17 protein-coding genes are annotated in these 19,764 nt (G+C 69.2%); 11 read left to right on the top strand and 6 right to left on the bottom strand.

Features of this window, described 5'->3' with window-relative positions:
• Window positions 1-17 precede the first annotated feature (17 nt).
• Entirely contained in the window at window positions 18-890 is an 873-nt protein-coding gene (locus tag OG494_RS31885) for an Lrp/AsnC family transcriptional regulator (protein WP_328445022.1), read from the top strand.
• 9 nt (window positions 891-899) lie between these two features.
• On the opposite strand, the gene OG494_RS31880 is transcribed toward OG494_RS31885, so the two are convergent.
• On the bottom strand, window positions 900-2,573 hold the full coding sequence (locus OG494_RS31880) for a class I adenylate-forming enzyme family protein (RefSeq protein WP_328445020.1): 1,674 nt from the start codon (window positions 2,571-2,573) through the stop codon (window positions 900-902).
• A gap of 115 nt (window positions 2,574-2,688) precedes the next feature.
• Between OG494_RS31880 and OG494_RS31875 the strand changes: the two genes are divergently transcribed.
• The 4 genes from OG494_RS31875 (at window position 2,689) to OG494_RS31860 (ending at window position 7,125) form a co-directional block, all read left to right on the top strand.
• Window positions 2,689-3,846 (top strand): acyl-CoA dehydrogenase family protein, encoded by a 1,158-nt coding sequence (locus tag OG494_RS31875; RefSeq protein ID WP_247060937.1) that lies wholly within the window; start codon window positions 2,689-2,691, stop codon window positions 3,844-3,846.
• A 156-nt stretch (window positions 3,847-4,002) separates the two neighbouring features.
• Window positions 4,003-4,659: a GNAT family N-acetyltransferase gene (locus tag OG494_RS31870; protein WP_328445019.1), complete on the top strand. Its 657-nt coding sequence runs from the start codon at window positions 4,003-4,005 to the stop codon at window positions 4,657-4,659.
• A 1,042-nt stretch (window positions 4,660-5,701) separates the two neighbouring features.
• Window positions 5,702-6,631 carry an esterase/lipase family protein gene (locus OG494_RS31865; protein ID WP_328445018.1) on the top strand — a complete coding sequence of 310 codons (930 nt, stop codon included), beginning with the start codon at window positions 5,702-5,704 and terminating at the stop codon, window positions 6,629-6,631.
• Between the two features lie 68 nt (window positions 6,632-6,699).
• Complete coding sequence (locus OG494_RS31860) at window positions 6,700-7,125, top strand: hypothetical protein (protein WP_328445016.1); 426 nt, start codon at window positions 6,700-6,702, stop codon at window positions 7,123-7,125.
• Here OG494_RS31860 and OG494_RS31855 read toward each other — a convergent pair.
• Window positions 7,122-7,523: a hypothetical protein gene (locus OG494_RS31855; protein WP_328445014.1), complete on the bottom strand. Its 402-nt coding sequence runs from the start codon at window positions 7,521-7,523 to the stop codon at window positions 7,122-7,124. The two genes, OG494_RS31860 and OG494_RS31855, sit on opposite strands and share 4 nt — an antisense overlap.
• Before the next feature lie 79 nt (window positions 7,524-7,602).
• On the opposite strand from OG494_RS31855, the gene OG494_RS31850 reads away from it, so the two are divergent.
• Window positions 7,603-8,418, top strand: a complete 816-nt coding sequence (locus OG494_RS31850) for a DUF1206 domain-containing protein (RefSeq protein WP_328445012.1) — start codon at window positions 7,603-7,605, stop codon at window positions 8,416-8,418.
• On the opposite strand, the gene OG494_RS31845 is transcribed toward OG494_RS31850, so the two are convergent.
• Complete coding sequence (locus OG494_RS31845) at window positions 8,415-10,280, bottom strand: translation factor GTPase family protein (protein WP_328445011.1); 1,866 nt, start codon at window positions 10,278-10,280, stop codon at window positions 8,415-8,417. The genes OG494_RS31850 and OG494_RS31845 overlap by 4 nt on opposite strands.
• A gap of 245 nt (window positions 10,281-10,525) precedes the next feature.
• On the opposite strand from OG494_RS31845, the gene OG494_RS31840 reads away from it, so the two are divergent.
• Window positions 10,526-10,966: a DoxX family protein gene (locus tag OG494_RS31840; RefSeq protein WP_328445010.1), complete on the top strand. Its 441-nt coding sequence runs from the start codon at window positions 10,526-10,528 to the stop codon at window positions 10,964-10,966.
• Between the two features lie 64 nt (window positions 10,967-11,030).
• Here OG494_RS31840 and OG494_RS31835 read toward each other — a convergent pair whose 3' ends face one another.
• Window positions 11,031-11,741, bottom strand: a complete 711-nt coding sequence (locus OG494_RS31835; protein WP_328445008.1) for a TIGR03089 family protein — start codon at window positions 11,739-11,741, stop codon at window positions 11,031-11,033.
• Window positions 11,742-11,847: 106 nt separating this feature from the next.
• Between OG494_RS31835 and OG494_RS31830 the strand changes: the two genes are divergently transcribed.
• Window positions 11,848-12,684: an NAD(P)H-binding protein gene (locus OG494_RS31830; protein WP_328445006.1), complete on the top strand. Its 837-nt coding sequence runs from the start codon at window positions 11,848-11,850 to the stop codon at window positions 12,682-12,684.
• Window positions 12,685-12,768: 84 nt separating this feature from the next.
• On the opposite strand, the gene OG494_RS31825 is transcribed toward OG494_RS31830, so the two are convergent.
• Together OG494_RS31825 and OG494_RS31820 are read right to left on the bottom strand one after the other, a co-directional pair.
• Complete coding sequence (locus tag OG494_RS31825) at window positions 12,769-14,025, bottom strand: LCP family protein (RefSeq protein WP_328445004.1); 1,257 nt, start codon at window positions 14,023-14,025, stop codon at window positions 12,769-12,771.
• 37 nt (window positions 14,026-14,062) lie between these two features.
• Window positions 14,063-15,607, bottom strand: coding sequence for an LCP family protein (locus OG494_RS31820; protein ID WP_328445002.1), 1,545 nt, complete (start codon window positions 15,605-15,607; stop codon window positions 14,063-14,065).
• A gap of 137 nt (window positions 15,608-15,744) precedes the next feature.
• Here OG494_RS31820 and rfbB point away from each other — a divergent pair, with 137 nt between their 5' ends.
• From rfbB to OG494_RS31805, 3 genes are all read left to right on the top strand, one after another.
• A complete protein-coding gene (gene rfbB / locus OG494_RS31815) occupies window positions 15,745-16,734 on the top strand; it encodes a dTDP-glucose 4,6-dehydratase (RefSeq protein WP_328445001.1) in 990 nt (329 codons plus the stop codon).
• A gap of 5 nt (window positions 16,735-16,739) precedes the next feature.
• Window positions 16,740-17,633: a dTDP-4-dehydrorhamnose reductase gene (gene rfbD / locus OG494_RS31810; RefSeq protein WP_442874302.1), complete on the top strand. Its 894-nt coding sequence runs from the start codon at window positions 16,740-16,742 to the stop codon at window positions 17,631-17,633.
• Window positions 17,634-17,736: 103 nt separating this feature from the next.
• Window positions 17,737-19,749, top strand: coding sequence for a restriction endonuclease (locus tag OG494_RS31805; protein ID WP_328444998.1), 2,013 nt, complete (start codon window positions 17,737-17,739; stop codon window positions 19,747-19,749).
• Window positions 19,750-19,764: the final 15 nt, after the last annotated feature.

Genomic DNA, 19,764 nt, shown 5'->3' with positions numbered 1-19,764 from the left:
CCCGGCGCTACCGGCGGTTGCGGGCCGACGGCGTCGTGCGGGTCGCCGGCATCGTCGACCCGGGCGCGCTGGGGCAGAGCGAGTGGCTGGTGCGGCTGCGCTGCCGGCCGGGCAGCGTCGCGGCGATCGCCGACGCGCTCGCGAAGCGCGAAGACGTCAGCTGGGTGGCGCTGTGCGCGGCGGGCTCCGAGATCACCTGCGCGGTCCGCTCCCGCACCCAGGAACAGCGTGACGACCTCCTCGGCCGGCAGCTCCCGCGCACGGCGGCCGTCCTGGACATCCAGGCGTCCGCCATGCTGCGCCAGTTCATCGGCGGCCGCGGGCACTACTGGGCCGCGCTGCGCGGCACGTTGACGCCGGAGCAAGAGGCCGCCCTGGGGATCGACGGCGCGCCGTTCACCGAGGCCCCGGTCGTGGCCCGCGAGCCGGTGCGCCTCACGCCCGAAGACGAGCGGCTGCTCGCCGTGCTCGCCGACGACGGCCGCGCGAGCCTGGTCGACCTCGCCGCGGCGGCGGACCTCACGCCCGGGCGCGCGTCGCGCCGGCTGCAGACGCTGCTGGAGCGGCGCGCCGTCCACATCGACGTCGAGATCGCCGCGACGGCGCTGGGCTATCACGCGCGGGCGAACCTCCTGCTGCGCGTGCACCCGTCGGCGGTCAAGAGTCTGGGCCGGGCCCTGGCGCAGCTGCCCGAAATCGCCTTCGCCGCGGCGGTGACCGGTCCGCACAACCTGCACGCGGTCGCCCACTGCCGCGACCTGGACGAACTGTTCGAGTTCACCTCCGACCACGTCGGCTCACTGCCCGGCCTGCAGAGCATGGAGGTCTCCCCGCTGCTCCGGCACGTGAAGCAGGCAGGCACCCTCCTCTCCGGCGACCGCCTGGCCTGACAGCCGGCCTCAGTCGAGCTTGGCCGGCAGCTGCTCCCGCAGCTGGCGTTTGAGCACCTTCCCGGCGGCGGACACCGGGATCTGCTCGACGACGTGGATCTCCCGCAACCGCTTGTAGGGCACGACTTTTTCGTTGATCGCGGCCATCAGCTCGTCCGCGTCGAGCTCGCCGTGCGGGACGACGAACGCCACCGGCAGCTCGCCGACCTCGGTGTCCGGGCGGCCGACGACGGCGGCCGCCGCGACGCCCGGCATCGTGATCAGCAGCTCCTCCAGCTCGCGGGGGAAGACGTTGTAACCCTTGTACAGCAGCATGTCCTTCTTGCGGTCCACGATGGACAGATAACCGTCCTCGTCGAGGATGCCGATGTCGCCCGTGTGGAGCCAGCCGTCGACCAACGCGGCCGCCGTCTCCTCCGGGCGGTTGCGGTAGCCCTGCATGATCTGCGGGCCGCGCAGGCAGACCTCGCCGCGTTCACCCGCCGGAACCGGGTCTTCGCCGCCCTCGGCCGGGACGACCTTGACCTGCGTGTCGAAGATCGGCACGCCCACCGAGCCGACCTTGCGGGTGCCCGAGCGGTACGTCGGGGAGATCACCGCGCCCATCGTCGCCTCGGTGAGGCCGTAGCCCTCGGCCACCACGACACCCGGGAAGCGCTCGCGCAGCGCGTTGATCATCGCGTGGTTCATCGGTGCCGCGCCGGAACCGATCGACCGCACCGAAGACAGGTCCGCGGTGTGGAAGGACGGCGTCGCGAGCAGGGCGGCGAACAGCGCGGGCGCGCCGCCCAGGCCGGTGACCCGCAGGCGTTCGGCGTCGGCGATGTAGGCGGCCGGGTCGAAGCGCGCGTGGAGCACGGTCGTCGTGCCGCCGATGATCGCCGCGTTCATCCCGCCGATGATGCCCATCGCGTGGAACCACGGCGTCAGGTTGATCGCGACGCCGGTGCCGAGCCGCGAGGGCCACTCGTCCTCGCTGCCGATCTGGTCGATCGTGATCTCGCCGTCCGCGTCCAGCGCCGGCACCGAGCCGGAGCCCCAGCACGAGTGCTGGAGGGTGTTGACCACGACGTTGCGGTGGGTGAGCCGCACGCCCTTCGACCGGCCGGTGGTGCCGCCGGTGTAGGCGAGGTGCGCGAGGTCGGCGTGGACATCGATGGCGACATCAGGGCGCGTCTCCGGCCGGCCGGCGTGGAACGCCTCGAACTCGACCTGGCCGTCGAGCAGCTCGCCCGTGGGGTTGACGACGACCGTGAACTTCGCCGGGATCCGGCCGGCGACGCTCGCCAGCGCGCCCGCGACCGGCCCGAACGTCACGACGGCCGCGGCCTCGCAGTCGGCGAGCTGGAACGCCAGGTCGTCCGGCGGGAGCAGCGGGTTCGTCGGGCTGAAGGTCGCCCCGGCCATGAGTGTGCCGTAGTAGGCGATCGGGAAGGCCAGGCAGTTGGGCAGGTGCAGCGCCACGACGTCGCCGCGGCCGATGCCGCGGTCGATCAGGGCGTTCGCGAACCGGCAGGCGGCCCGGTACGTCTCGGTGAAGGTGAGGCTGCGGCCGTCTTGGGCGAAGGCGGTCCGGTCGCCCCAGCGGGTGGCGCCCGCGGTGAGGATCGAACCGACCGGGATTTCGGGGTAGTCGAGGGAGGCGGGCAAACCGGGCGGCGTCGTCGGCGCGGTGAGCGGCATCACTCGACCATACGAATTCTGCGGCCAAGGACACAAGGACGACGGCGGACGCGGTCAGTGAACGAGCGCTAACATCGATGGAACTCTCCCGACGTCGTAGAGAAGGTGACCGGAAGTGACCGACGGCCTGTACCAGCTTGCCGAAGAGCACGAGGAGCTGCGGGCCGCGGTCCGGGCCCTGGCCGAGAAGGAGATCGCGCCGTACGCGGCCGAGGTCGACGAGAACGAGCGCTACCCGATCGAGGCGTACAACGCGCTGGTCAAGTCGGGCTTCAACGCCGTCCACATCGGCGAGGAGTACGACGGCCAGGGTGCCGACGCCGTCGGCGCCTGCATCGTGATCGAAGAGGTCGCGCGGGTCGACGCGTCGGCGTCGCTGATCCCGGCGGTCAACAAGCTGGGCACCCAGCCGATCATCCTGTCGGCCTCGGAAGAGCTGAAGAAGCAGGTCCTGCCCTCGATCGCGTCCGGCGAGGCGTCGGCTTCGTACGCGCTCTCGGAGCGCGAAGCGGGCTCGGACACCGCGTCGATGCGCGCCCGCGCGCGGCTCGACGGTGACCACTGGGTGCTCAACGGCACCAAGTGCTGGATCACCAACGCGGGTGAATCGACCTGGTACACCGTGATGGTCGTGACCGACCCCGACGCGGAGAAGAAGGCCAACGGCATCTCGGCGTTCGTCGTCCACAAGGACGACCCGGGCTTCTCGGTGGGCCCGAAGGAGAAGAAGCTCGGCATCAAGGGCTCCCCGACGCGCGAGATCTACTTCGAGAACTGCACGATCCCGGCGGACCGCATCATCGGCGAACCCGGCACGGGCCTGAAGACGGCGCTGCGCACGCTCGACCACACCCGTCCGACGATCGGCGCGCAGGCGCTGGGCATCGCCCAGGGCGCGCTGGACGCGGCGATCGCGTACGTCAAGGAGCGCAAGCAGTTCGGCAAGGCGATCGCGGAGTTCCAGGGCGTCCAGTTCATGCTGGCCGACATGGGCACCAAGATCGAGGCGGCCCGCCACCTGGTCTACGCCTCCGCGGCGGCGTCCGAGCGAGGCGACAAGCGCGCGGGCTTCATGGCCTCGGCGGCGAAGATGTACGCGTCGGACATCGCGATGGAGGTCACGACGGACGCCGTCCAGCTCTTCGGCGGCGCCGGCTACACCCGCGACTTCCCGGTGGAGCGCATGATGCGCGACGCGAAGATCACGCAGATCTACGAAGGCACGAACCAGATCCAGAAGGTCGTCATGGCCCGGGCCCTGCTCAAGGGCTGATTCGATCTCGATCCGGTAGTTCGGGCAGCCTGAGGCCGGTGGCCAGGTCCTTGCGGGCCGTCATCGGCCTCAGGTTGCCCGGATGTCCCGTCGAAGGCGATGATCTCTTCGTGGGTTTTTTCGCCGTGAGGCAGAGGACGACGGAGTCGGGAACAGATGACTTCTCCTGAGGACGCGAAGAGCGCATCGCGCTCCGTCCGGAACGTTGCCTGGAGCTCGCTCACCGAGGCTGAAGCCGACGCGATCCGCGCCATTTACGAAGACGCCTTTCCGGCGACCGAGCGGCGCGTCCTCGCCGAAGTCGTGACCACGTCCGACTGGCTGTGGGTTGCGAAGAGCGATGACACGGTGACCGGCTTCGCGACTGCGGCCTTGCTGCCGACGGCGAACGCCGCTCTTTTGCAGTATCTCGCCGTGGTCCCGCGATTCCAGTCGGCGGGAATCGGGTCGCTTCTGCTGGCATGCATCGAACGCGACCTGTGCGATTCGGGGAATGCGCTGGATGGCGTCTACATCGAGATCGAGCCGCTGGACGGCCCGGACGACGGGCAGCAGACCGAGCGGAGGTACGCCTTCTACCTGCGCTGGGGCGCTGAGCCGGTAATGCGCATGCAGGAGTACTTCATCGCCGACTTCTCCTCGGCGTCACCCGGCCGCGTGCCGATGCTTCTGCTCTGGCGGTCGTTGAGCGGTGCCGGCCAGCCGGGATCGGACCGCCTTCGAGATGCTCTGTCCGACATCTACGAGAGTGAGTACTCGCAGTACGCCGATCCGAGCTTTTTCAACGACATCCTGGGCCGGGTTCGCGGTTAGACCCGGTGTCGGCGGTGCCGTCCGTGTGGCGACGGCGGCACCGACGATGGGGTCGAGAACGTTTCGGACGACAGGCTCGTACCATTCGCCGTGCTCGGTCCAGTAGTCCTGGATCGCCCGGCTTCTGGACGCTACGTATTCGAAATAAACGATCCACGAAGTTCGGTTGTCCTCGTCGAAGAAGACATCGGTGTTGAGGGTGAACGCCATGAGATCCACGAACATCTCACTCACGATGCGTACTTTCAGGCCCAGCTCTTCGGAGTCCGGGGGAGGTGTGTCGTCGTAGAAGTAGGTCCGCATGCCGGGGTCATTCAGGAAAACCGTGGTCAGGTTCTGCATTTCCCGGGTCACGTTCTGGTACAGCAGAGACTTGTTGGATTTCGCGAGGATGGCCGTCTGTTCGGCAACATGGGTCGCCTGCTTGGTCTGGAGGCGGGTTTGTTCGGCCACGTAGGACGTCTGCTCCACTTGTGCGGCGATTTGCTTGCTGACCGCGTCCAAGCTTTGGATTGACGCATCGCGTTGATCTCGCAGTGACTCGGACTGTCTTTTCAGCTGGAGTGCCACGAACACCAGGGTCAGTAGTGTGCCGGTCGCGCCGGCCACGGTACCGAGGGATTCGACAACGTCGGTCCATTTGACGGTTTCGGCGACTTGCGCGACGTTCAGTGCCAACTGCATGCACGCGAGTCGCAGGCGGGCCGCGGTTTGTTACGCCGCCGGAAAAAGATCACGGCCCTCGGCAAGATCTGCACCGGAGGCCGCGTGATCTGCCGGAAACTGCCGGATGGTCACACAAGCACCTTCGTTTCCCGGAAAGGAGTGGCCGGCAAGCCGCGGGGCCGGAAACCGGCCACGCGGAACCCTGCCACCCCCTCCGGTCTCCTGGACGACGGGGCGCGTGGGCGGGGCGCGGGACTTGTAGCAGGTCAGAGCTCGGAAGGAAATCACTCACCAGGGGGAGTGTCCGAACAAGTTACCCGCGCGTTAATGAGTGTGGTGATGCAGGTCACCGTCGGTTCACAGAGAGGTGAATTGGATGGGCTTGAGGACGCGCAGCCGGCTGGTCGCCGGGTTGGCCGTGGCAGCCGCGCTCGTACTGGGGGCCACCACGGCCCAGGCCGCGGAACGAGAACCCACCGGGCCCGTGCAGCCCAACATCCTCACCGCCGCCGTCTACTCGCTGGGGGCGCCGACCATCGCGCCGCCCGGGACGAACGACTGGAACTGCAAGCCGAGCGCCGTGCACCCGAATCCGGTGCTGCTGTCCAACGGGACCACCGCCAACGCCTACGAGAACTGGGCGAACCTCTCCCGGAAGCTCGCCAACGCCGGGTACTGCGTCTTCGCCGGGAACTTCGGCGGTACGCCCGGGACGTTCCTGCAGACCGTCGGGCCGATCGCCGACACCGCGAAAGCGCTTGCCGCCTTCGGGGACAAGATCCTGAACGCGACCGGCGCGCAGAAGCTGGACGTCGTCGGGCACTCGCAGGGCGGGATGAACATCCGGTACTGGATCAAGTACCTGGGCGGCGCGGGCAAGATCAGCCGGCTCGTCGGGCTGTCGCCGTCCAACCACGGCACCGATCTCTTCGGCCTGCTGAGCACGCTCGAGATGATCCCGGGGGTGCCGGCCGTGCTCGGGACCGTGTGCCAGTCGTGCAACGAACAGGCCGTCGGGTCGGCCTTCCTCACCGACCTCAACGCGGGTGGTGAAACCGTCGAAGGCATCCAGTACACCGTCATCCAGACCCGCTACGACGACGTCGTGACGCCGTACACCAGCGCGTTCCTGCCGGCGAAACCGAACGTGAAGAACATCCTGCTGCAGAACGTCTGCGGGCTCGACTTCACCGACCACCTCGGCATCACCTACGACCCGGTCGCCCAGGGACTGGTGCTCAACGCGCTCGACCCCGCGCACGCCAAGACGCCGCCCTGCGTGCTGGTGCCGCCGGTGATCAGCTGAGCTACGCCACATGAGACATAACCCACCGCCGGGGCGGATTTCCGTCCCGGCGGTGTCACGCTCGAAGCATGTACTGGCCGGTCCCCGCGTCCTGGACACCCCGTGACGAAGCCGAGCTGGTCGCCGGCTGGCGGCTGTGGCTCGAGCTGGCCGATCGCGCCTGGCCCACCGCGGCCTGGGACGGCACCCCGGCCGGCGCCGTCGCCCAGCTGCGCGACCTCCTCGCGGCCTGCGACGAGATCGAGACGTCCTACCGCGCCGCCACCGACGCGCCGTCGGCCGGCTTCCTGCGCCTCGTGCAGGGGCTCGTCGTCACCGCCGGCACCGCGATCGGCCTCTGGTGGGACGACTTCGACCAGCTCGACAGCGAACGCGCGGCGCTGCTGCACGACGACCTCGCGCGGTTCGCCGAGCAAGCGGAAGAGGTGCTGACGCTGCTCGCCGTCCACGGCGGCTGGACCCGCCTCGACGAAGTGCGCCGCCGGCCCGCCTAGGGCTCGGTGAGGGTCGGGTCGGTGCCGCCGTCGTCGACGGGCAGGAACTCCGTGCCGCCCAGGACGTCGACCAACGGCTGATCCAGCGTCAGCTGCCGGTCCGGGCCCAGCACCCACCCGAGTTCGACGACGGTGTCGACGTGCTCCCGGCGTTCGATCCGGTGCGCGACGTCCGGGCCGTCGAGGGACCACACACCGTCGAACGCCAGCCGCAGCCGCGCGGTGAGGCGGCCCGGGCCCGGCGTGTGCCAGTGGAACCGGTGGACGGCGAACGCGGTGCTCCAGCTCGTCCAGTACTGCCAGCCGGTGCCGTCCGCGCGGAACCCCAGCTCGGTGTACTCGGGCGAGCCCGGATCCAGCGCCGACTCCGACCAGTAGCCGACCAGTCGCGCATCCATGCGGGCATCGTTCCATCACCGTGGGCGATTAGGCCGCATGGCGCAGCCGATCGGGCTTCACAATGGGTACCCGTCAGGCATGAACCGGACAGCGGCCACGGCCCAACGAGGCGAAAAGACCGATACCGCCCAATTGCTCGGCCGGGTCGGCATGGCCTGTTACGGCCTGGTCCACCTGGTCCTCGCCTACCTCGCCCTGCAGGTCGCGTTCGGCAGCGGCGAGCAGGCCGACCAGAAGGGCGCCCTGCAGGAGATCGGCTCGACGGCGTTCGGGCAGGTCCTGCTCTGGGTGCTCGCCCTCGGCCTGGTGCTCTTCGGCCTGTGGCAGTTCATGATGGCCGCCGTCGGCTACACGTGGGTCAGCGGCGGTAAGCGGACGCGCAAGCGGATCGGCGCCGGCGCCCGCGGGGTCGTCGTGATCGCGCTCGGGTTCTCCGCCTTCAAGATCGCCATCGGCAGCGGCAGCGGCGGTTCGAGCAACCAGACCCAGCAGGAGTTCACCGCCAAGCTGCTCCAGCTCCCGTTCGGGCCGGCGCTGGTGGTCATCGCCGCCGCGGCCGTGCTCGGCGTCGCGATCGCGTCCGGCGTCAAGGGCGTGAAGAAGAAGTTCCTCGAAGACCTCGACATGACCGATCTGCCGGGCAAGACCAAGCGCTGGGTCACCTGGCTCGGCCAGGCCGGCTACCTCGCCAAGGGCGTCGTGCTGGCGATCGTCGCGATCCTCCTCGCCTACGCTGGGTTCAACGCCGACCCGAACAAGGCCGGCGGGCTGGACGCCGCCCTGAAGACGCTCGCCGCCCAGCCCTTCGGCACCGTGCTGCTCAGCGTGGTGGCACTCGGCCTCGCCGCGTTCGGCGCCTACTGCTTCGGCGCGGCCTGGGCGCACAAGCGCTAACGCCGCGCCAGCCGGGCGAGATACTCCTTGCGGTCCAAGGGGTTCTCGCCCGTGCGCGGGCGTGCCGGCGGCTTCCCGGGGTAGCGCCGGTAGTCGTCGAACTCGCTCAGGAAGACGCCTTCGCCCTGGGTGAGCGCGGGCAGGGCCTGCGCGAACTCGTCGACGTGGCCCGCCGGGACGGTGCCGTGCAGCGTGCACGACGCCGGGCCCATGACGGGTTCGCCGGGGACCGCCCGCAGCTCCGCGAGCTTGAGCAGCACGGCGCTGACGGCATGGGCGGGGATCTCCAGCTCGAAGCGGTGCACCGGCTCGTACACCCGTGTCCCGGCTTCGCGCAGGGCCGCCATCAGCACGAGCGGCGTCATCTTGCGGAAGTCGCCCGCGGCGCTGAGCGGGCTGAAGTACGCCGTGTGCGTCAAGGTCACCGCGCAGTCGAGCACCTCCCAGCCGTGCAGCCCTTGTCCGAGCGTGCTGTGGACGGTCTCCTCGATCGCCTTGTGGAACGCCAGTGGCAACGAGCCCAGCTCCACCGACAGGCCGAACGTGACGCCCGAGCCCGGCGGCCCCGGCTCGACCCGCAGCCCGACCGTGGCGAAGAAGTACAGCCGCCGCGCGGGATCCATCTCCTCGACGGCGGCGCCGGTGCCGATCGGCTTCTCGACGTACAGGGTGCTCGTCGGCTCGAATTCGGCGTCGATCCCGGCGCCCTCGGCCAGCATCGAGCGCAGCACCTCCTTCTGCACCTCGCCGTAGAGCCGCACCGAGACGTCGTGGTCGCGGCGCCGGACGTCGATCAGCGGGTCCTCTTCGGACAGCCGGGTCAGCGCGGTGAACAGGGCCGCGGCCTGCTCGGGCCGGACCGGCCGCACGACGGTCTCCAGGGTGGGCGGCGCGAACGCTCCGTCGCCGGCGGCGCCGGGGGAGCCGAGCCGGTCGCCGATCCGGACGTCACGCAGGCCACGCACCCGGGTGACGTCGCTGGCGAGCGCCATTCCGCCCCCGGCGACTTCGATCGCCGAGACACGTCCGGTGAACTCGGTTTCCCCGCGGTAGAAGGAGATCCGCTGCCGCGGGGCCAGTGAACCGGAGTGCAGGCGCGCGTAGGCGATCTTCTCGCCGGCGCGGCCGCGGTCGATCTTGAACACCGTCGCGGACAGCGGCCCGTCGCCGGTGCGTTCGGTGGCCGGGAGCAGCTCGGCCATCGCCGTGACGAGGTCCGCGACGCCGGCGCCGGTGATCGCCGAGCCGGACAGCACAGGGTGCAGCGTGCCGCGGGCGACTTGCCGGGCCAGCTCGGCGCGGCAGGCCGCCGCGTCGACTCGGTCGTCCACATAGGACTCCAAGAACGTGTCGTCGCCGTCGGCCAGCAGTTCGGCCAGCTCGTCGGCCGACGTGGCGGGGCTCAGTGCGATCGCCCGCGGCGCCAGCTTCGCGCGGATCTCGTCGAGCAGGTCGCGTGCGCCCGGCCGGTCGATCTTGTTCACGAAGACGAGCGTCGGAATGCCGAGGCGCCGGAGCGTCCGCATCAGGACGCGGGTCTGGGCCTGGACGCCTTCGACGGCGGACACCACGAGGACGGCGCCGTCGAGCACCCGCAGGGCGCGCTCGACCTCGGCGATGAAGTCGGAGTGGCCCGGGGTGTCGATCAGCGTGATCCGGGTGCCGCCGGTCACGAACGAGACCACCGCGGAGCGGATGGTGATGCCGCGACGGCGTTCGAGGTCGAGGGAGTCGGTCTGGGTGTCGCCGCCGTCGACGCTGCCGAGCTGGGCGATGGCGCCGGCTTCGAAGAGCAGGCGCTCGGTCAGGCTGGTCTTACCGGCGTCGACGTGCGCGAGAATGCCGATGTTCAGGGTTTTCACGGGTGCGGGAGATCCTCTCGGATGCGGTGGACAGGCCGGGTCGGACGGTCTGTCGGCGCATCGGGGTCTCCTCACGGTCGTGGACGCGGATCAAGGGACGATAGCTCCGCGAGGGGCCGTGCGAAACCGGATTCGGTCCCTGTCGGTTCCCTGTCGATCACCCTCCGGAGCTTCGATCACGGGTGCCGGGTGCCCTACTTTGGGTCGGGTCAGTTGAAATTTCACCGACTTGGGAGTGGGACCGGATGTTCGGACGATTCAAGGACGTGGCCCTGTTGCTGGGGAGGATCGGCGTCGCGGTCGTCTTCCTCGCGCACGGGATCCAGAAGTGGAACAACGGCGTCGACGGCACCGCGAAGTTCTTCGCGATGACGGGCATCCCGCTGCCCACGGTCGCCGCGATCTTCGCGATGACCGTCGAGATCCTCGGCTCGATCGCGTTCATCGCCGGGTTCCTGATGCCGCTGGTCGGCGTCGGCTACGTCGTGATCTCGGTCGGTGCGCTGCTCTCGGTGCACATCGACAACGGGCTCACCGGCCAAGGCGGTTACGAGCTGGTCCTGGTGCTCGCGCTCGCCGGCCTGGCGCTGGGCTTCAACGGCGGCCGCCTCACGCTGGACCACCTGCTGTGGGGCCGCAACCGCGCCCGCCGCACCGCCGAGGCCGGCACCCTCCAGAACGCCTGACCGCGCAAGTCCGTGAAGGCCTCCTTGAGGGACTCAGAGTCCCTCAAGGAGGCCTTCACGGACTTCAGGCGGGGAGGTCGGTGGTGGTGCGCTCGGCGTCGCGGCGGGCGGCGAGCTTGGCCGGGTCCGCGTTGCTGACGTGCACCAGGTGCGCGCCGGCCGCCAAGGGGACGAGCAGGCCGTCGAGGATGCCCTCCGGCCCGCTCCAGTCGCGAGTGGACAGCACGCGGTCGTCCGCGGTCAGACCGAGTTTCGCCGCGCGGGTGCGGGCTTCCGCGAGAATTTCGTCCACTGTGGACTCGAACAGCGCCGCCGTGTCGCCGGGGATCGGGAACAGCGGCCGGTACTGGTCGCCCGCCAGCCGGGCCTCGGTCAGGTAGTCGAACGCGCCGCCGCCCGGCGGCTCGTCGAGGCCGCGGCCCATCGGGTCGAGCGTCACGACGGCCGTCGCGGCCGCGCCGGTCGGTTCCGGGTCGTCCGGCCCGACGAACGCCACCCGCGCGCCCGAGCCCTCGGTCACCACGCGGGCGCCGCACCACCACGCGCCGAGCAGCACGCCGACGGTCTGCCAGTGCGCCGGCAGCTGCACGGCGACGGGGTCACCCGGCTCGACGTCGAACTCCTCGGTCAGCCAGTTGGCCGTCTTCGCGGCCCAGTTCACGGTCGTCGCCACGGACAGCTCGACGCGGCTGCCGAGCTGGTCGTCGTAGTGGGTGATCAACGGCTTGGCGGGCGAGGCCTGCAGCGGCCGCAGCAGCTCGTCGGTGAGGCTCATGCGCCAAGGCTAAGGCGCGGACCACGGACCTCGCCGGTTGACACCGGATCACGCCGCTGAGTAACTTTGCTTTGCAAGCAAATATATTGACGGACTGGGGACGACCATGACCATCCTTGTCACCGGCGCGCGCGGAAACGTCGGGCGGGCCGTCGTCGACGCGCTCGTTTCCGCTGGTCAGGACGTACGAGCGTCGAGCCGTGACGCCGCCGCGCTCGACGTCCCGGCCGGCGTCGCGACGGTGAGCGCCGACCTCGAAAGCCCCGAAACCCTCGACGCCGCGCTCAACGGCGTCAGCTCGGTGTTCCTCTACACGCAACGCCAGGGGATCGAGGGCTTCGTGAAGGCTGCCGAAGCGGCCGGGGTGCGGCACGTCGTGCTGCTGTCGTCGGGCGCGACGCTCGAACCGGAGTCCGCGCGGAGCCGGATCGCCCAGCTGCACCGCGTGGTCGAGGAGGCGCTGATCGCGGCGTCGTTCGGGGAGACCCTGCTCAACCCCGGCGCGTTCGCGACGAACACCCTGGGCTGGCGCGCGGACATCGCCGACGGCGTGGTCCGGACCGCCTACCCCGACTCGCGCATCGGCGCGATCCACGAGCGGGACATCGCCGACGTCGCGGCGAAGATCCTCGCCGACGGCTCGCACGTCGGCACCGCCCTGCGGTTGAGCGGGCCGGAAGCGATCAGCTTCCGCGAACAGGCCGGCGTCCTCGCCGACGTCCTCGGCCGGCCGCTGCGGGTCGAGGAGCTGACCGCGGAGCAGGCCGCCGCGCGGATGGTCGCGCTGGGCTGGCCGCCCGAGGCGCCGCCGGAGATCCTGCGCGCCTGGGCCCGGACGTCCCGGGAGCCGTCGGCGGTCACCGACGTCGTCCACGACGTCACCGGGAACGCACCGCGCACCTTCCGCCAGTGGGCCGAACACCACCGCGCCGACTTTGCGTGACAAAGCCGCACTTTCCCTAGGAAAGATGCGTCCGCGGGGGCCGGCGACGCATCTTTCCTAGGGAAAGTGGCGGATTTTGGGGCTCTAGTTGACGCATGGGACGGTTGGGGCTGCTGTGGTGGTGGCCGCGCCGCTGCTCGAGCCGCCGCCGGCGGGCTGAGCCGCGCTGCGTCCGGCCAGGCCGGCCACGAACTGCCGGACCGCCTGCGGGTCGATCTCGACGATGCTCTGGCCGTCTTCGCTGCGGCCGTTCGCGGTGATCACCGGGATCGTCGCGAACGTCAGCTCACCCGACGCGATGCCCTTGGCCTGCTGCGCGAACTGCAGCAGGTCGAGCCCCGGGTCGAGGGTGAGCGACCGGTGGACGACGTCCGTCAGGTTGCTCAGCGTCCCCGGGCTCGTCAGCGTCCCGGCCGAGAGCACCTGGTGCAACGCGGAGGACAGGAACGCCTGCTGCCGGACGATCCGGTCGAGGTCGCCGCGCGGCAGGTTCTTACGCTGCCGAACGAAGGAAAGTGCTTCGCCGCCCGAGACGGTCTGCTCGCCGCGGCGGAAGTTCGCGCCCGAGTCCTTGTCCTCGGTCGAGTGGTTCAGGCACACCTTGACGCCGCCGAGCGCCTCGGTGAGCAGGTAGAAGCCCAGCAGGTTGACCTCGGCGTAGTGGTCGACGCGCACCTGCGTGAGGTCCTGCACGGTCTGCACCAGGACCCGGCGGCCCTCGGTGTCGGAGTCGCGCTCGATCTTCGCCTGGTCGCGCTCGCCCTGTGTCCGCAGCGTCTGGGCGAAGTGCGCCTTCGCGATGCCGTACGCCGAGTTGATCTTGGCCTTGCCCCGGCCCGGGACCTCGGTCCAGGTGTCGCGCGGGATCGAGACGGCGGACGGCTTCCCGCCGTCCTTCGGCACCCGCAGCAGGATCACGGTGTCGGTGTTGACGGCGCCGTTGTTGGCTTCGGTCCGCAGGTCGCGCAGCACCCGCGCCGGCAGCGCGTTGCCCTGCGCGTCCGTCCGCGCGTCGCTGCCGACAAGCAGGATGTCGTCCGCGCCGTCGTCGGCCGGCGGGGGAGCGGGCTCGCCGGCCCGCGGGGTCAGCGCGTCGGTCGTCGGGACGGTGCTCTGCAGCTGGTCCTTCGTGACGTAGGCGTAGCCGCTCGCGCCCAGGGCGAGCAGGGAGACCAGGCCGACGGCAAGCCGGCGAGTCACCCGGCCGGCGCGGCGGGCCCGGGACGGCGCGGGTTCTTCGGGGACGGTCCGGCGCGGGAACGGCGAAGGCTTCCACTCGGCTTCGTCGCTCTGCGTCACCGCCTCGGCGGCCGGTTCCGGCTGTTCCTGCGCGTCATCCACCCCTTGTTCCCCTCCCCGGGCACACTGAGTACTCAGTCTAGTTGACGCAGGGGACGTCGCCCGCCGTGATCGGCGGCGCGGCGGGGGGAGCACTCGGTGGGGTGGTGGTCTGGACCGGCGGCTTCGACGGCGTCGTCTGGGGTGCGCCGCCCGAGCCGGCGGCCGAGCTCTTGAAGTCCTTGCCCAGCAGCACGCGCACGTGCCCGGCGGTGACGTCCTTGTCCGGTTCGGCCTGGACGCCGGTGCCCAGGACCTGCTTGACGAGGGCCAGCGCGGTGTCGTCGGCCGGGTTGTACCGGACGACGGTGGTGGCGCGGGTGCTCAGCTTCTGGTCGGCGGGGAGGGTGAAACCCTTGCCCTGCAGCAGCGAGTGCGTCTGGGACGCCAGCGTCGGCGTGCCCGAGCCGTCGAACAGCTCGACGGTGACGGCGTTCGCGCCGGGCAGCTGCGCCGGCGCCGGGGTGGCCGGGGTGTCGCCGTCGGACGTCAGGCGCGTCACCTCCGCCTGCACCGCGGCCGGGTCGACGCGCAGCACGTCGGCGCCGCCGATCACCGCGTTGCCCTGGGTCGGGATGGTGTGGAACTCGATGTTGCCGCCGGTCAGCCCGCGCATCTGCTCCGCGAACTCGCTCAGGTCCCAGCCCTGGGACAGGACCACGGACTTCTTCACCGCGGACACCAGGTCGGCGATCTTCCCCGGGCTGGTCAGCACGTCGGTCGAGATCACCTTGTGGGCGAGCCCGGACAGGAACGCCTGCTGGCGCGCGATCCGGTCGAGGTCGTAGTTGGGCAGGCCGTAGCGCTGGCGGACGAAAGCGAGCGCTTGCACACCCTCGATCGTCTGGCGCCCGCCCGGCAGGTCCACGCCGGACTTCGTTTCCTTGACCGGGCCCTTGAGGCAGACCTCGACGCCGCCGATCGACTTCGTGATCTCGTAGAAGCTCGCCAGGTTCACTTCGGCGTAGCGGTCGATCATGCCGGGCTTGCCGATGAACTTCTCGATCGTCGCGATCAGGTTCTTCCGCCCGGCGACCTTCGCTTGCGCGTCGGCCTGCTTCAGGTCGGTCATGCCCTGGCGCTGCAACGTTTTGTAAGTGTCCGTGTACGCGTAGACGAACGCGCTGTTGAGCTTGTGCTTGCCGTAACCGCCGGTCAGCTCGACCCAGGAGTCGCGGGGGAACGAGATCGCGACGGCACGCTTCCCGTTCTGGGGGATGTGCACCAGGATCATCGTGTCGGTGTTCAGCTCGCCGTCGGAGACGCCGGCGTGCAGCATGTCCAGCACTTCGCGCGGCAGCGGGTTGCCCTGCGCGTCGGTGCGGCTGTCCTGGCCGACCAGGAGGATGTCGACCGCGCCGTCGAGCGGCTTGGCGTGCGCCGACGTGTCGGCGAAGACGTCCGTGGTGGTCAGGCCGGTGTTCGGGTCGCCGATGAAGTGCCAGCCGTACCAGGTCAGCGCCAGGATCGCGACGGAGAGCACCGACACGACCACCTTGGCGCCGCGGCGGGCGAGGATGGCGACACCGTGGCCACTGCCCTGCTTGCGGCGCGCCGGGACGGGCGGCGCAGGCCAATCGGTCACGCGCTTCCTCCCCTGTGAACCCCGTGCTTCCCCCAGGGCACCCCTGTGCTCCACCCCGGACTCTACTGAGGGTGTTGTGGGACCTCCGTAGGCTGGGGGCCGGTTGCCCCCGATGGGGGCCGAGGAAAGGCGGGAAGATGCGGGTCCTGGTCACCGGGGGTGCGGGCTTCATCGGGTCGCACTACGTCCGGCAGGCGCTGAGCGGCGCGTACCCGGCGCTGCGTGACGCCGAGGTGGTCGTGCTGGACAAACTCACCTACGCCGGCAACGAGGCCAACCTGGCTCCCGTCGCCGACGACCCGCGGCTGCGGTTCGTCCGCGGCGACATCTGCGACACCGCGCTGGTCGCCGAGGTCATGAGTGGTGTGGACCTCGTGGTGCACTTCGCCGCGGAGTCGCATGTGGACCGCTCGATCCTCGGCGCCGCCGACTTCGTGCTGACGAACGTGCTGGGCACGCAGAACCTGCTGCAGGCGGCCCTGGAAGCCGGCGTCGGCAAGTTCGTCCACGTCTCCACCGACGAGGTGTACGGCTCGATCGAGACCGGCTCCTGGCGCGAAGACCAGCTGCTGGAGCCGAACTCGCCGTATTCGGCGTCGAAGGCGTCCTCCGACCTGGTGGCGCGCTCGTTCTTCCGCACCCACGGGCTGCCGGTGTGTGTCACCCGGTGTTCCAACAACTACGGTCCGTACCAGTTCCCCGAGAAGGTCGTCCCGCTGTTCGTGACGAACCTGCTCGACGGCCGGAAGGTGCCGCTCTACGGCGACGGGCTCAACGTCCGTGACTGGCTGCACGTGGACGACCACTGCCACGGCATCCAGCTGGTCGCCGAGTCCGGCCGGGCGGGCGAGATCTACAACATCGGCGGCGGCATCGAGCTGACGAACCGCGAGCTGACCGAGCGGCTCCTGGACGCGGTCGGCGCGGGCTGGGACAGCGTCGAGCCGGTCGAGGACCGCAAGGGTCACGACCGCCGCTACTCGGTGGACATCACGAAGATCGGTGAGGAGCTGGGGTACGCTCCGCGCGTGTCCTTCGAGGACGGTCTGGCCGCGACAGTGGCCTGGTACACGGACAATCGCGCGTGGTGGGAGCCCCTGGCGGAGCGGGCCGCGCTCAAGAAGTAGAGGATGTGCTCGTGCGGCTGACGGTGCTCGTGCCCGGTGGTTCCGGACAGCTCGGCCGGGATCTCGCCGCGTTTTCGGGCGGCGACGTGGATGTCGTCGCGCCGGGGTCGGCTGAGCTGGACCTGACGCAGACCGGCCAGGTCCTGGCCGCGGTCGGCGCGCTCGCCGACCGGGCACGCGAAGCGGGAGCGGCGCCGGTCGTGATCAACGCGGCGGCGTACACGGCGGTCGACGCGGCGGAGACGGACGAGGAGCGCGCGTTCGCGGTCAACGCGGACGGCCCGCGCGTGCTCGCCGCGGCGTGCGCGTCCCGCCGGGTGCCGCTGATCCACGTGTCGACGGACTACGTGTTCCCGGGTGACGCTTCGGCGCCGTACGAGCCTTCGGACGAGCTGGGCCCGCGCAGCGCGTACGGCCGCACGAAGGCGGCGGGTGAGGACGCGGTCCTCGGCTCGGGCGCGTCGTCCTGGGTCGTCCGCACCGGCTGGCTGTACGGCAAGTCGGGCACGAACTTCGTCAAGACCATGGCCCGGCTGGAAGCCTCGAACCCGGAACTGTCCGTTGTGGACGATCAGGTCGGCGGTCCCACCTGGACGGCCGACCTCGCGGCGGGGTTGCTGGAACTGGCCTCCCGCGCGGCCGCCGGCGACGGCCCGGAGCAGCGGATCCTGCACTGCACGAACGCGGGTTCGGTGAGCTGGTGCGGCTTCGCCCGCGCCGTCTTCACCCACCTGGGCGCGGACCCGTCGCGGGTGAAGCCGTGTACGACGGAGGAGTTCCCGCGCCCCGCGCCCCGGCCGGCGTACTCGGTGCTGTCACCGGCTTCGTGGAAGGAAGCGTGGCTGACGCCGCTGCGCCCGTGGGAAGAAGCCCTGGACGCGTACTTCGCGGCCGAGTGAGCGGCTGAATGCCGAATTCGTGAATGAGGCCTGCGCCGGCGATTATCCGTAGGGCTCGATCGGCGGGTATGAAGACTTGGGTGGCATCGGTAGGCTACCCGGCATGGCGGACGGTGATTTGTTCAGCGGCGGCGGTACTCCCTGGGGGCGTCGAAAGGGGAGTTTTCCGTTCTTGCCAGGTGGACACGAGAACTACTTGGCGGTGCTGCGGACCGCGCTTAAGACGATGACTACACCGGTCGCCAAGGAGTCTTTGATCTCTTGGGGAGGCCCGGATTCCTTGATTCCGGCCTCGGAAGCGATGAAGTACCTTGCACCGGCGGGTCTTGTGCTGAGGAACTCAGACGACACCGTCGAAGTCGCTGATGAAGCCCGTCGCTGGTTGGAGACAGACGATTCCTCGATTCTGGTCGAGATCTTTCATCGCAACCTCCGCTTCGTGGGAGAGTTGCTGAGCGAGATCGATGTTGAGGGTTTGACCTGTGCTGAGATCGCTGAAGTAGCACGTCGCCACTACCAACTGGATTGGGCGACGCTCGATCAGATCAATCGGCGCACATACTGGCTGCGTGCTACGGGTGTTGTGGAACTTCTCTTCACCGGGAAAGTGGTGCTCACCGATCGTGGAAGAGAGGTTCTCGCTCGGCTCACGACCGCCGGGCGCGACCAGTTCGAGCTCGTTGATGGCCAGCCGGATTCGGAAATGCTCGAACAGTTGTCTCCCGTTGTTACTGCACTGCTCGAAGACGCCGCGAGACGAGGTTTGGCCGGACGTGTAGGTGCGGGTATGAGCTACGTTCCCAAGGGTGGCCAATACAGCACGGTGGAGTCGTTGGCTGCGCAGGTGGATGCTGCGACACCTGCCATCGAGCGTAGTGACTTCATGGACTTCTGTTCTCGCGAGTTCACGGCCAAGCCGAGCTCCTCGAGTTCCGCGCTAGATACCGTGCGCAACACCGGACTCGTTGCTCAGATCGGACGGGACACCTTCGCCGCGACCGAGGCCGCGCGCGCATGGCGCGCGTCGAATGCCGTCCTGGACCTGGTCGGAGTCGTGCATGCCAGTATCCGTTGTGTTGGTGAGCTGCTCCCCATGCTCGAAGAGACCCGAACTGTCGGGGAACTCGCGGAGATGGCGCGTGTGCGGTTCGGCGGCTTGGTGCTCAAGACACCGGTGTTGCGCAACCGCCTTCAACTGCTCCGTGAAGCAGGCCTCGTCATGCAGCCTTCGTTCAGCTCGTACCGGGCCACGGCGAGGGGGTGCGTCTTCGCGCGAACACTTCCGCTTGAGTCCGAAATTTCTGCCGAGGTGGAGGAAGTGCAGGAGAGCCGCGGTGGGACTTTGGACTTTGTCGTCCAGGACCTTATCGATGCCGCAGTCGACACCGCCCATTTCGAGAACTTCGAACGCGCACTGACGGCTGCTTTCCAGTCGATCGGCCTCGATGCGGAGCATCTCGGCGGCTCTGGGCGCACCGACATCTTGATCACGGTCCGACGAAGTCCGACTGAGCTGGTCCGGATCATCGTTGACGCCAAAGCCACCAAGAACCAGGCTATTCACGAGGGGGCGGTGGACTTTTCCACGCTGGTTGAGCATCGTGGCCAACACCAAGCTGACCACGCTGCGTTGGTCGCGATCGGATTCGACTCCGGGCGCGTCAGGAGTCGAGCTGCGGCCACCGGGATAGCCCTGATCACTGTGGATGAACTCATCGGCGTGATCGAGCGTTGCCGGGTTGAGCCGCTGGCTCCCGTTGAACTCGTGAACATGTTCGTCCCAGCGATGAAAGAGAAACTGTGGTCCGATGCCGACCGGCGAGCTGAGATCATGGCGGCTGTAATCGTGGCTGTTGAAGATGAGTCAGAGTACGTCGCGGAAACCGGAGGAAATTTCTCCACGCGAGACATTCACCGGGCCTTGAGGCGATCGGTTGAGCCGTCACCTGACATGACTGAAGTACAAGACGCACTCAACCTACTTGCTTCGCCGCTCGTCCAAGGGATCAGGCCCGACGGTAAGAACGGATACCTGCCGGGGTTCCCTGCAGAGTCAGTGGCAGCGCGCTTGCGCTTCCTTGGCGCGGCGGTAAATGGAGTGACAGCGAAGGAGTGACGTATTCGAAGCCGG

This window comes from Amycolatopsis sp. NBC_00438 (assembly GCF_036026695.1).
GTDB lineage: Bacteria > Actinomycetota > Actinomycetes > Mycobacteriales > Pseudonocardiaceae > Amycolatopsis.
Note: the sequence above shows the minus strand (reverse complement) of the source record. Positions and strands in the feature narration are given on the sequence as shown.

Coding starts and splice junctions, on each gene's coding strand:
- OG494_RS31880 (WP_328445020.1), bottom strand. CDS start 2,573: ATGCCGCTCACCGCGCCGACGACGCCGCCCGGTTTGCCCGCCTCCCTC.
- OG494_RS31870 (WP_328445019.1), top strand. CDS start 4,003: ATGACTTCTCCTGAGGACGCGAAGAGCGCATCGCGCTCCGTCCGGAAC.
- OG494_RS31865 (WP_328445018.1), top strand. CDS start 5,702: ATGGGCTTGAGGACGCGCAGCCGGCTGGTCGCCGGGTTGGCCGTGGCA.
- OG494_RS31860 (WP_328445016.1), top strand. CDS start 6,700: ATGTACTGGCCGGTCCCCGCGTCCTGGACACCCCGTGACGAAGCCGAG.
- OG494_RS31855 (WP_328445014.1), bottom strand. CDS start 7,523: ATGGATGCGCGACTGGTCGGCTACTGGTCGGAGTCGGCGCTGGATCCG.
- OG494_RS31850 (WP_328445012.1), top strand. CDS start 7,603: ATGAACCGGACAGCGGCCACGGCCCAACGAGGCGAAAAGACCGATACC.
- OG494_RS31840 (WP_328445010.1), top strand. CDS start 10,526: ATGTTCGGACGATTCAAGGACGTGGCCCTGTTGCTGGGGAGGATCGGC.
- OG494_RS31835 (WP_328445008.1), bottom strand. CDS start 11,741: ATGAGCCTCACCGACGAGCTGCTGCGGCCGCTGCAGGCCTCGCCCGCC.
- OG494_RS31830 (WP_328445006.1), top strand. CDS start 11,848: ATGACCATCCTTGTCACCGGCGCGCGCGGAAACGTCGGGCGGGCCGTC.
- rfbB (WP_328445001.1), top strand. CDS start 15,745: ATGCGGGTCCTGGTCACCGGGGGTGCGGGCTTCATCGGGTCGCACTAC.
- OG494_RS31805 (WP_328444998.1), top strand. CDS start 17,737: ATGGCGGACGGTGATTTGTTCAGCGGCGGCGGTACTCCCTGGGGGCGT.